This window comes from Streptomyces sp. Ru72 (assembly GCF_002920635.1).
In the GTDB taxonomy this organism is placed as follows: Bacteria; Actinomycetota; Actinomycetes; order Streptomycetales; family Streptomycetaceae; genus Streptomyces.
Map to the genome: position 1 here is coordinate 44,119 of NZ_PQSR01000044.1, position 11,815 is coordinate 55,933.

At 71.7% G+C, this 11,815-nt stretch carries 9 protein-coding genes; 3 read left to right on the forward strand and 6 right to left on the reverse strand.

The annotated features are described in order from the left end of the window. Window positions 1-17 precede the first annotated feature (17 nt). Window positions 18-1,946 (reverse strand): maleylacetate reductase and hydroxyquinol 1,2-dioxygenase domain-containing protein, encoded by a 1,929-nt coding sequence (locus tag C3488_RS21020; protein ID WP_103841619.1) that lies wholly within the window; start codon window positions 1,944-1,946, stop codon window positions 18-20. Window positions 1,947-2,453: 507 nt separating this feature from the next. Here C3488_RS21020 and C3488_RS21025 point away from each other — a divergent pair. Further along, window positions 2,454-4,745 (forward strand): SpoIIE family protein phosphatase, encoded by a 2,292-nt coding sequence (locus C3488_RS21025; RefSeq protein WP_181139122.1) that lies wholly within the window; start codon window positions 2,454-2,456, stop codon window positions 4,743-4,745. A gap of 339 nt (window positions 4,746-5,084) precedes the next feature. On the opposite strand, the gene C3488_RS21035 is transcribed toward C3488_RS21025, so the two are convergent. Continuing rightward, the gene (locus C3488_RS21035; RefSeq protein WP_103841625.1) at window positions 5,085-5,519 is read right to left on the reverse strand and encodes a hypothetical protein; all 435 of its coding nucleotides are present in this window, start codon (window positions 5,517-5,519) and stop codon (window positions 5,085-5,087) included. Window positions 5,520-5,840: 321 nt separating this feature from the next. Between C3488_RS21035 and C3488_RS21040 the strand changes: the two genes are divergently transcribed. Then, entirely contained in the window at window positions 5,841-6,701 is an 861-nt protein-coding gene (locus C3488_RS21040; protein ID WP_103841627.1) for an NAD-dependent epimerase/dehydratase family protein, read from the forward strand. 57 nt (window positions 6,702-6,758) lie between these two features. On the opposite strand, the gene C3488_RS21045 is transcribed toward C3488_RS21040, so the two are convergent. The 4 genes from C3488_RS21045 to C3488_RS21060 form a co-directional block, all read right to left on the reverse strand. Beyond that, a complete protein-coding gene (locus C3488_RS21045) occupies window positions 6,759-7,784 on the reverse strand; it encodes a cytochrome d ubiquinol oxidase subunit II (RefSeq protein ID WP_258053549.1) in 1,026 nt (341 codons plus the stop codon). Further along, on the reverse strand, window positions 7,781-9,214 hold the full coding sequence (locus tag C3488_RS21050; protein ID WP_103841631.1) for a cytochrome ubiquinol oxidase subunit I: 1,434 nt from the start codon (window positions 9,212-9,214) through the stop codon (window positions 7,781-7,783). The genes C3488_RS21045 and C3488_RS21050 overlap by 4 nt, the downstream gene beginning before the upstream one ends. Before the next feature lie 344 nt (window positions 9,215-9,558). Beyond that, complete coding sequence (locus C3488_RS21055) at window positions 9,559-9,900, reverse strand: DUF2000 family protein (protein WP_103841632.1); 342 nt, start codon at window positions 9,898-9,900, stop codon at window positions 9,559-9,561. A 140-nt stretch (window positions 9,901-10,040) separates the two neighbouring features. Beyond that, window positions 10,041-10,766: a hypothetical protein gene (locus tag C3488_RS21060; RefSeq protein ID WP_103841634.1), complete on the reverse strand. Its 726-nt coding sequence runs from the start codon at window positions 10,764-10,766 to the stop codon at window positions 10,041-10,043. A gap of 311 nt (window positions 10,767-11,077) precedes the next feature. On the opposite strand from C3488_RS21060, the gene C3488_RS21065 reads away from it, so the two are divergent. Further along, window positions 11,078-11,560 (forward strand): hypothetical protein, encoded by a 483-nt coding sequence (locus C3488_RS21065; protein WP_103841636.1) that lies wholly within the window; start codon window positions 11,078-11,080, stop codon window positions 11,558-11,560. Window positions 11,561-11,815: the final 255 nt, after the last annotated feature.

Consider the following 11,815-nt stretch of genomic DNA (forward strand, 5'->3'; position numbering starts at 1 on the left):
GGGTGGGCGCTCCTCGGTCATCCGGCCTGGGGGGCGAGACGGAAGGTGTAGCCGAGCCGGCACCACTGGCCGTCGACCGGGCGGCCGTCGGGGGTGGGGCCGGACCGCGGTGTGAAGTCGACGACGAGTTCGTCCTTGACGCCGAAGACGGTGTCGCCGTCCAGGTACGCTCCGCCGGCCACGAACAGCTGCGTGACGAGCCGGCGGTGGCCGGGCGCGTCGAACATGAAGTGGAGGTGGGGCGCCCGGTAGGGGTGGCGGCCGACCGCGTCGAGCATCTGCCCGACCGGTCCGTCGGCGGGAATCGGGTAGTGAGAGGGCAGGATGGACCAGAAGGTGATCCGCCCCTGGGTGTCGCTGCGCAGCCGGGCCCGCAGCACCGGTCCCTCCAGATCGGGGAGCTGAACGTCGTAGAAGCCGTCCTCATTGGACTGCCACACGTCCACCACCGCGTCCTTGACCGGCTCCCCCTCGCTGTCCGTGACCCGTACGTCCACCCACAGCGGGGTGCCGTGCAGGCCGCCGGAGATGTCGCTGCCGGGCGCGGTCTCGGGCGGGCCCTCCACGTAGAAGGGGCCCAGCACCGCGGACGGAGTGGTGTCGGGCGTGCGGGAGTTGGTGAGCAGGTCCACGGCGCTGGAGACACCGAGCGTGTCGGACAGCAGCACGAACTCCTGGCGGGTCGGGCCGCACATCTGTCCGGTACGGGTGAGGAAGTCGATGGCGTACTGCCATTCGGCGTCGGTTACGTCGTTGGCCGCGACGAAGGCGTGCAGGTGCCTGACGAGGTCGGTCATCAGCGTACGGACCCGGGGGTCGCGGGCGTGCGCGAAGCTGGCCATCACCTCCTCGGTGAGCCGGGCCAGCTTCGCCTCCGTCGAGGGCGGGCCCTGCGGGCGGCGTCCCTGCCAGGCGCCGGCCAGCACATCACCGATGCCCTCGGCGGTCACCTCGCGCGGGTTGGGGTACGGCGTCGAGGCGGCCAGCTCGGCCGCGCGTGCCAGGTCGGACTCCGCCATGCCGAGGTCGCGCAGCGAGGTGGGGCCGCCCAGGGAGACGACCAGGTCGTGCACGCCGCTCGGGGCGTCGGGCACGCCCAGGGCGTCGGCGATGCGGCGCATCACCTCGGGCACCGCAGGCGCGTTGTAGGCCATGGCGTGTGGCAGCACGACGGTGTGGGTCTCGGCGTGCGGCAGGGCGAAGCTGCCGCCGAGGGTGTGGCACAGCTTGTGGTGCAGGCCCATGCCGACCGTGGCGAGGCAGGTACCGGCGAGCCAGGCGGCGTGCAGCAGGTCGGCCCGGGCCTCCGGGTCGGCCGGGTCGGCGGCCAGCAGGGGCAGCGCCCGGGCGATGCGTGAGATCGCGTCGAGGGCCTGCCGGTCCGTCACCGGGTCGGCGTCGGCCGAGTAGAGGGCTTCGACGGCGTGCGCGAGGGCGTTGAGGCCGCTCGTCACCGTCATGGGCAGCGGCAGCGTGAGGGTGAAGTCGACGTCGTAGACGACGGTCTCGGGCAGGATCGCCGGGGACGACTGGGTGACCTTGCGCCCCTCCCGGGTTTCGCCGAGCACCGGGGTCACCTCGGAACCGGCGTAGGTGGTCGGCAGGATCACCTGCGGGAGGTCCGTGCGCAGAGCCAGCGCCTTGGACAGGCCGGTCGTCGAGCCGCCCCCGACGGCGACGATCGCGTCGGCCGATGCGTGCGTGAGTACGTCGAGCGCCTGTTCGGTCACTTCGACCGGGGTGTGCATGGCGGCGCCGTCGAACTCCGCCACGACGAGGTCTCCGAGGGCCTCGCGGACCCGCGTGGCGGTCCGGGCCAGGGGCCGGCTGGACAGCAGCAGGACACGGGAGCCGCCGAGCCGCTCGACCTCCTCCCGCAGTCGGCCCACCGTGCCGGATCCGAAGACGACCCGCGAGGGACGGGATGTGTAGACGAACGTCCGCATTGAGTTCTGCCTCCACCTGTCATCCGGTGTGCGTCGATGGCTTGGTTCACCGAGTGTGCGGAGGAGGGCGGCACGACGTCCTGCACGATGCGCGCGCCGCGCTGCACGAAACACGCGTGTGTTCCGGAGTCGGCGCACCGAGCACGACACGCTGGGGGACGGCGCCGTGCGCTTGATGCGCGTCACGGAGCACCGGTCGTCCCGTCCGGTGCCTGCGCCGCCGGGCTCGACTTCACCGCAGTGGCGGAGAACGGCGTGACTCGCAGCCAGGCGTACCCACGGCGTCCCTTCCGGCCGGGGCGGATCTCGACGTGGTCCGCAGGTGACGCACGATCCCATGCCCCGACCGTGCTCGTCGGCTACGGCATCGCGGCGCTCCACGTGAGGATGCCCTGCGGGTCCCTTCCGCCGCACCTCCCAGGGTGGCCACCGCGCACCGACGTGAGCGGCCCCGGGGTGTCCCTCACTATGGAGGGAGGCGCGAACGGGAGTGGAGGTGTGGTGCGGATGGCGAGCGGTGCGGTGCTGGCGCGCATCACCGGCGACGGGCGGATCGTCGAGTGGTCCGGCCGCGCCGAGGCTCTGCTCGGCCGGTCCCGGTCCGAGGCTGAGGGCCGTACCATCACCGCGCTCCTGAGCCGCACCCCCTCGATCGCCGAGGCACTGGACCGGGTGTCCGTACGTCCGGTGCTCTCCGGCACCGAGCTGACCTGGGAGGTGCGCGAGGAGCGGGGCGCGGGCGACGCCCGCCGGGACCACGCCCTGCTGCGCACGCTGTTCACCCACTCCCCCGTCGCGCTCTACGTCCTCGACCACGATCTGCGCGTGTTGTGTTCACGGGACGAGAGGCGCGAGGCAGTGGCGCCGGACGCCGCGCCCGGTGCGCCGGACTTCCCCACCGCGCTCGGCCTGGAGGACCCCGAGCGGGAGCGTGCGGTGGCGCGCCAGGTGCTGGACACCGGGGAGCCTGCGCTCCAGCGGCTCGTGAGGGCCGTCCCGGCGGGCGGCACCGGTCGGCCGGTGAGCCAGTCGCTGTCCTACGTGCGCCTGGAGGGGCTCGACGGCGAGGTGCTGGGGCTCGTCGCGTCGGCGCTGGACGTCACCGACCGTGAGCGGGCGCTGAACCGGCTTCGGCTGCTGGAGAAGGTCCGCGCGTCGGTCGGCACTCAACTGGAAGTGGCTTCCGTCTGCCGCGAGTTGGCTGACGCAGTGGTGCCGGCGTTCACGGGCATCGCGGTGGTGGAGGTCATCGACGACGTGATTCGTGGCGATGAACCGCCGTTGGCACCGGTGGACAGTGAAGTACCGCTGCGGCGTACCGCATTCAGGGGGCTGGTGTCGGCACACGCGGTCGGGGATGTGCGCAGGCTGCCGGAGGGCACGCCGTACTCCCGCGTCCTGCACGATCTGCGGCCCCGGCTGGTCACCGTGACGGAGGACAGCAGGTGGCTGGCGGCGGACCCCGCGCGGGCGAACGCCATCACCCTGTCGGACGCGCACTCGCTGATCGTCGCGCCGCTCACGGTGCGCGGACAGGCGCTCGGTGTGGTGAGCTTCTACCGGCACCGGGATGAGGGACCCTTCGACGAGGACGACATCGCTCTGGCTTCGGACGTGTGCGCACACGCGGCGCTGTGCATCGACAACGCCCGCCGCTTCACCTACGAACGTACGATCGCCGCGACCGTGAAGCGCAGGCTGCTCCCCCAACGGCCCTCGATCCCGCGCACATTGGACGTGGCGTCGATGCACATACCGGGGCCCGGCGGCGGGGGTGCCTGGTTCGACGTGATCGAACTGGCCGGTGGCCGCACCCTACTGGTGCACGGGGACGTGACCGGGCGGGGCGTGGGCACCGCGACGACGATGGGCCAGTTGCGTACGGTCATCCACGCGCTGGCCGCGCTGGACCTGGAGCCGGACGAGCTGATCGCCCGGCTCAGCGACACCGCCGTGCAGCTTGCCGCCGAGCGGACCCGGTTGCCGGCCGGCGACCCGCTGCACCGCGAACCGCTCACCGCAAGCTGCCTGATCGCTGTGTACGACGCGGTGGACCACACCTGCACGATGGCGCGTGCGGGACTGGCCGAACCGTACCTGGTGATGCCCGGCGGCGACGGAGCCGACGTGTCCGCGCCGGGCGGCCCGGTGCTGGCCGGCGCGGACCGGTCCCCGTTCCCGGTCACCGCGTTCTCGATGCCCTCCGGGAGCATCCTCGCCGTCGGCAACGAGGACCTGCTGCAGACTGTGGACGGCTTGCGCGACCTATTGCGGGAGGGTAGGGACCTGCCGCTGGACGACCTGGCCGACGCCCTCGCATACGAGCTACGCGATCGCCACGAGACGGAGAAGCTGATCCTGTTGGCGCGGGCGCGTGGGCTGCCCGGTGAGCGGGTCCTGACAGTGCCGCTGGCCGAGGATCTGTCGGCGGTCCCGGCGGCGCGTGCGGCGGCACGGCGCCGGCTGCGCGAGTGGAGTGTCGACGGGGACGACGCGTTCACCACGGAGCTGATCGTGAGCGAGCTGGTCGCCAACGCGCTCCGTTATGGCGCCCCGCCCTACCGTCTGCGCCTCATTCTGGACGAACGCCTGACCAGCGAGGTCCGTGACGCCGGCATGAGCGCCCCCCACCTGAAACACGCCCGCCAGATGGACGAGAGCGGCCGGGGCCTCTTCATCGTCGCCGGCGTGGCGGACGGCTGGGGCGTCCGCCTCCACGACCACGGCAAAACCGTATGGGCCCGCCAGACCCTGAGCGAGACGGGGCACGCACAGCCAGCCTCACCCCCGCCCACCTGACGGAACTGGACGCGCTCACTGCACCGGCGCTCAACTTCCCGCTGCCGTTCCTGAAGACCATGGGTTTCCCGGCCCAGCGGGGCGAGACGGTCATCAAGGGCGTCAAGGCCGGCGACTGACACCTTCCGCCCCCTCGCTGTGCCGCCTCCAACGGGTTGCACCGCGAGGGTTCCGGCATGTCCCGTCACCCCGTCGGGGCCGAACCGGCCGGTGCGGGGAGCAGGCCCAGGCTGCGATGGGTCGGGGTGCCGGGCAGCCGCCGGATCCGGAGCGCGGGCGGTCAGGGATGGCCGGCGGAGTCGTGACACCGCGCCCCGGGCGGTTCGCAGGCGATGGCGCTCACGCCTTCCAGGCACGGATGGAGGTGCAAGCCCACAGCAGGGACGCGAGCGCGGTGACGCCGAGTCCGGTCAGGCAGATGCCGGTCCAGCCGGCCTGCGACCACATGAAGGACGCCACGGCCGAGCCGAGGGCTCCGCCCACGAAGCAGAACGTCATGTAGACGCTGTTGACCCGGTTGCGGGCCGCCGCGTCGACGTCGTAGATGACACGCTGGTTGAGCACGTGCAACCCCTGCACGCCGATGTCCAGGATCAGCACGCCTGCGAGGATGCCGCCCGGGGTGCGGCCGGCGGCCAGCAGCACGACGTAGGCGACGGCGATGAAGGCGACGGCGACAGCGGTGGGCATGGGGTGGGTGTGCCGCTTGACGCGGCCGGTGAGATCGGCGGCCATCGCGCCGGCGGCGCCCACGAGTCCGAACAGGCCGATCACGGCGGGCGAGTAGTGGAACGGGGCACGGCTGTGGCGCGCAGCGGCGTTGCCGCCCCCGGCGCCTGTTCGGCGTTCCGACGCAGGGCGCCGCGGTGCACACGCTCAGTGGTCCTCGGTGAAGGGCAGTACCGGGCTGTGTCCAACTTTGGGTGAAGCGGGCGGAGGTCCAAGACCTGTTGCGCTGTCGCTGATACCCGCTGGGCATGAGCGCTGATGCCCAGCGGGTATCACAGGCGTCGAAACAGGTCTTGGACCCCGGCCCCTCTCCGGACGCAGGCTGTTCAGCGAAGTCACCGCCCTACGGAGACGGGAGCCGCAACCATGAAGATCTTTCTCACCGGTGGATCCGGATACATCGGCAAGGCCACGATCAGCGCGCTGGTCCGCCACGGGCACACCGTCGATGCGCTGGCCCGCAACGACCGCGCCGCCGAGACGGTCAGCTCCTTCGGGGCGACTCCGGTGCGCGGCGGCCTGGGAGACCTCGGCGTACTCAACGCGGCAGCGGCCCGCGCCGAGGCGGTCGTGCACCTGGCGCAGGCGGAGACCGGTGACGAGGACCTCGCGGCCGCCACCGCCATGCAGGACGGCATCGGCACCGGCACCTATGTGCACACCGGCGGCACCTGGGTCTACGGCGACACCGGCGGGGTCGTGGACGAGACCGCCCCGTGGAACCCGCCGTCCCTGGTCGCCTGGCGCAAGTCCGTCGAGGACGCCGTCCTGCAGCGTGCGCAGCAGGGTGGCCGCCCCGTCGTGGTGCAGCCCGGCCTGCTGTACGGCGGCGAGAACCGTCTGATCGACCTCTTCTACACCACCCCGGGCAAGGAGGCGGGCGCCATCCCCTACATCGGCGACGGCGCGAACCGCTGGGCGCTGGTGCACATCGACGACATCGCGGAGCTGTACGTCGCCGCCCTGAAGGCCAAGCCCGGTTCGGTGTACGTCGGCGTGGGCGGCGTGAACCCCACCGCCAAGGAATGCTCGCTGGCCGTCGCCCGCTCCGTCGGCCTCGACGGCAAGGTCGCCTCCATCACGCTGGAGCAGGCGCGCGAGCAGATGGGCCCGATCGCGGACGCCTTCGCCCTCGACCAGCAGCTCACCCCGGCGCGTGCCGAGGCGGAGCTGGGGTGGGCCCCCGTGCAGACCGACCCGCTGACCGTCCTCGCCGCCGGCGAGTGAACGAGCTCCCGCGGCACAGTCGGCCGCACGGGCCCGAGACGGGCCGAGTACGAGGTGTCAGTGCTCCTCCGGCTCCAGCCGGCCACGGACCGCCAGGCGGAACAGGAGGATGAGCGAGGGGACGATGACCAGGCCGGCGACGACGGCGACGCCGACGACGACGTTCAGCGAGGAGGACGGGGCCGCCGCCTCGTCGATCGTCACATGGGTGCCGAGCAGGTACGGGTACTGCGCGACGCCCCAGCCGAGGACGACCAGGGCGACCGCGCCGCCGGCCAGCACGCGCAGATTGCGCATCACCTTCCGGCGGAGCAGCGCCATCGTGGCCAGGCCGCACAGGGCCGCGATGACGACCAATGGCAGTGCCCTGCCGCTGAGTTCGCCGAACAGGCGGGGCGAGTCGGCCCGGAGGACGAAGATGCCGGCGATGCTGACGATGCCGGTGCCGACGGCGGCGGCGAACGCGCGGGCCCGGTAGTAGTGGACCAGGGCGGTGGCGTTCAGGCGCGCGGCGGTGGCGTTCAGGCGCGCGGCGGTGGCGTACAGGTAGACGGCCGCCAGGTAGGCACAGGTCAGGACGGCGAGCACGCCACCGAGGACCGAGGTGGGGTTGAGCCAGGAGGTGATGGCGTCTCCCCCGCCGGCCGCGGGTACCCGCCCGGAGGCGATGCCGCCCGCGATGGCACCGAAGCAGAACGGCGTCAGGAGCGACGACACGGCGAACGCCACGCCGTAGACACGCCGTTCGGGGGTGCGCAGGGACGCCTTGCGGAAGGCGAAGCCCGCGCCGCGCAGCACGATACCGAGGGCGGCGACGCCGAGCGGGAGGTAGAGCGTGGTGGTGATGGCGGCGAACGCGGTGGGGAACGACGTCCACAGGAACACCAGGCAGTAGACGAGCCAGGTGTGGTTGGCCTCCCAGACCGGGCCGAGCGAGATGTCGATCAGGTGGCGGGGTTCCTTGCCGCGTTCGGCGCCGCCCGCCGTGAGGTCCCAGAACCCGGCGCCGAAGTCGGCGCCGGCGAGCAGCGAGTACGCGATGACGCCGATGAAGAGGAAACTGACGACGACGTCGGGCATCATCGCTCCGATTCGGCGGTGGCATCCGCGAGCCGGGGTCCGGACTGGGGGCCGTAGGGGACTTCCACCCCGGTGTCGCCCTCGGCCTGCCAGCGCTTGCGCATCGACAGCAGCACGGTGACCGCACTGACGCCGACGGCGACGTAGATGGCGAGGACGGCGGCGAACAGCGGCCAGACGTTGCCCTGCCGGGTCACCGCGTCGAGGGTCAGCAGGTGGCCGACGACCGTCCAGGGCTGGCGGCCCAGTTCGGTGACCATCCAGCCGGTCTCCAGGCAGGCGACGGCGGCCAGGCCGCTCGGTGCGCAGCAGCGCAGGAACCAGGTCTGGCGCTCCAGCGGGCGGCGCCGCCACATGAGCCAGGCGAACCACAGCACGAGCAGCATCAGGATCGAGGAGAGACCGACCATCACGTCGAAGGCCAGGTGCACGGTGCTGACGATCCGGTCCGAGGGCCGCACCTCGGCGGGGATCGCTTCCAGTCCCTGGATGCGGGTGGAGGGCTTGAACGCGGCCAGGATGGAGGCCACGTCGGGGATCCGGATGCCGTAGCGGACCTCGCCGTCCACCAGGATGCCGCCGAGCGTCTCGGGGACGTGGGTCCCGGTCTTCGGCAGGAGTTCGATGGCCGCGAACTTCCTGGGCTCCGAGGCGAAGACGTACCGGGCGATGGTGTCGCCGACGATCATCTGCACGGGCAGGATCACGGCGGCGGTGACGAAGGAGATGAGGAAGCCGAGCCGGTGGTAGCGGCCCCGACGCCCGCGCAGGATGCCGACCGCGTACACGCTCGCCACGCCGAAGCCGGCGACGATGTAGGCGGCGAGCAGCATGTGGGCGAACTCGTACCAGAAGGCGCCGTTGAAGAAGACGCGGGCCGGGTGGACCTCGACGACCTGGCCGCCGCGGACCGTGAAGCCGCCGGGCTTGTTCATCCAGCTGTTGGCGCCGATGACGGCCGCCGCGCCGCCGATGCTGGCGAGGGCCACCGGGACGCCGGCCCAGAAGTGCGCCCAGGGCCTGAGCCGGTCCCAGCCGTAGATGTAGATCGAGACGAAGATCGCCTCGGTGAAGAAGAAGAGCCCCTCGATGGCGAAGGGGAAGCCGAACGCGGCGCCGTAGCGGCCCATCAGGCCGGGCCACAGCAGCCCGAGTTCGAAGGAGAGGACGGTGCCCGTGATCGCCCCGACGGCGAACAGTACGGCGGCCACCTTCGACCACCGCTTGGCGAGCAGCAGGGAGTCGGCGTCACCCTTGCGCAGACCGCGGTAGTTGGCGATGAGCATCAGGGAGGTCAGCGCCACGCCGAACGGCACCAGGATGATGTGGAAGCCGAGCGTGAAGGCCATCTGCTGTCGTGCGGGCAGGAGCTGCGGCGGCTCGTCCGTGAAGGCCAGTACCTGGGTGAGGGAGTCCACGGCGAGTGTGCTCATCGGGCACCGCCCAGACATCGGGCTCCGCCCGCGTACGACACCGCCATCTCGCCCCCATCCGTCCGGTCTGCCCGAGTCGACCCGGTCAGCGATATATAGAGTTGAATATCGTCGCTTCATGTAGCGGAGCGGGCGATACGCCCGACACGGTCGGCGTCTTCCACCGCACGGGGGAACGGGGTCCCGGACGGGAGGCGGCCGGACGGCGGTTCTGCGGGGCTGGGCCGGGGGATTTCGTGTGGGCCGTTCGGTGCTCGCACACGTGATGTCCAGGCGAGGATCCGTTCCGGGCCAACCGCTGCGATCGCCCGCCTGGCCGCCTGTCCCGCAGCAGGTCCGCCGGTTCATGAGCGGTTGCCGCGCGGGCCTTCCGCTGTGAAGGCCCTCAGCAGCGCTCGGCGCAGCAGGGGCAGGCTGCCCGTGAGGCTGTTGACCGCCTTGCGGCTGCCGTAGACCGCGATGGCGGCCCGCTCCAGCTTCTCGGTGGGGGTCGCCGCGACCAGCTCCGTGAGTTCGGGGCCGGGACCGGCGCGGCGGGCACCGGGTACGGGGCCTGCTCCGTGGCGCATCGCCCGGTCGTCGGGGGCTGCACCGAGCCGGCCGTGCTGCAGGAAGTCCTCCCACTCGCGGTGGGCGTCGCGCATGGTCACCGCCGTGGCGCCGCCCGCCGTCTGCTCGCAGGCCACGAACGTCGCATCCTGTCGCGGCTCGAAGGTCCAGGTGAGGGAGGAGTGCGATCCCGGCTCCAGCCCCGACCAGCCAAGGCGGATGACCGGCTGCCACTCTCCGTTTCCTCGTGCGGCTCGCGGTGGCTCCGTCCCGGGGCTCAGTTCTTCACGACTGCCGCATCCTCGCCGGGCCGCCGGTCGACCGGTTTCCCTCGGTGCAGCCAGCGCCGCATGTCCTCTGTGAGAAGCCCCGCGCAGCACGCGGACAACGCAACGCAGCCGAGGGCCACTCCGGCGGCCGACAGTCTCAGCGCGACATGGTCCGGCGCCCCGGGCGGCGCTCCCAGCCGGTTGTCGACGTGGCCACGCGGGTCGACCGTCATGACGACCTGCGTTCCCACCGGCGACTGCTCCCCCCGGAGCTTGTGCCTGGTCCCGTCCGGCAGCCGTACGACGACCCCGGAAGCGGTGCCGTCCGGGCTCGTCGACTCCCACTGCCTGGTCACGACACCGGTGATCGCGATCCCGCGGTCATGCAGAGCCTGCTGGTCGGAGTCGTGCCACCCGAAATACATCACGCCGCCGTACGCACACAGAAGAAGTAGACCCGTGCCGCCTCCGACGACGTAGGACGCTTTCCCGCGGTCACGGGAGTTGAGATACACAGCCGCCAGCACAGGGAAGACCAGGGAGACGGTCATCCCGCCGCACGCCATGAAGATCGCCACCAGGTCCCGGTGCCCGTGCGCCCGCAACGCCAGCAGCACCCACGCCGTGAACAGGGTGAACCCGGTCGCCACGCACGACCCCATGGCGAACGTTCCCAGCCACCCCGCAGCACGCCCGGCCGCCCGCAGCGCGACCCGCCCCCACGAACTCACCATGCGGCCAGCGTGACCGCGTCTCCCTGCCACGAACAAGCTTCCGGCTCGCGCAGATTTCAGCCAATGTGTGCCGCTGGTAACAGCTCACCGCTGCACCGAACGGACACTCACCCGCAGGCCCCCGCGGAAGTGATCGGCGGCCGGACGCACTTCGCCGCCGTCGACGTCGAGCAGCCGGTACGGCACCGGCCCGCCGGCGACCACGACCAGTCGGCCGATCTGCCGTACCCGAACCGCGCGGTGTTCCGCCCCCCGATCGCCGCCGGGTGCCCGGCTTGCGGGAAAGCCCCAGGAAGGTGGGAGCATGTGGCGTGCCCTACCACATCGTGACCGTGACCGGCTCGCACCGCACCGGCTTCGGTCTCCAGGTCGAACCCGCCGTTCCCATCAAGGCGTTGGCAGCCCGTGTCGCTGACACCGACGTGCCCGTGCGGGGCGACACTCTGCTCCTGCTCTTTCCCGAGGGCCGCCGCGGGCGGGCGATCCTTGCGGACTTCGCTGTGGAAGCATGGCGCGACGGGGACACTTACTACTGCCGGAGCAGTCCTGATGACCCCGAGTTCACCCTCGTCATCGGTACCGAGCGCGGACCGGAGGACCTTCCGCCGGGCACGGAGATCTGGCTGGACGATGCCGCTCCCACCGGTGGTGTGCGAAGCGGCGGCTGGCGCCGGATCATCGCGCAGTTCGAGGACCTGCCGTGGGTGAGGGTCGATCCCGGAGCGGCCCCGGAAACGATGCCGTCGCATTCGTCGTCCGTTGAGCCTTCCCGTGACACGCGCTTCCCGGAGTGACGGAGTGCGCGGACGAACGTTCGGCGGGATTTCCCCACACCGATAGGCGGATCCTCACCTCACAGACGGCTCGTATCAGCAGGTCACGGGAAACCGGCGTCGATGCCACGTCCGTCCGTGGGGGGCCGGCGCATGCGGCAACTACGCGCACACGCCGCCAGGTCGGGCTGTCCGGCCGCCGATTCTCGAACGGGGTGAGCAGGCCTCCGCACCGCCCCACCCGCCCCGATCACGCGGCCGGCCACCCCCGTCACC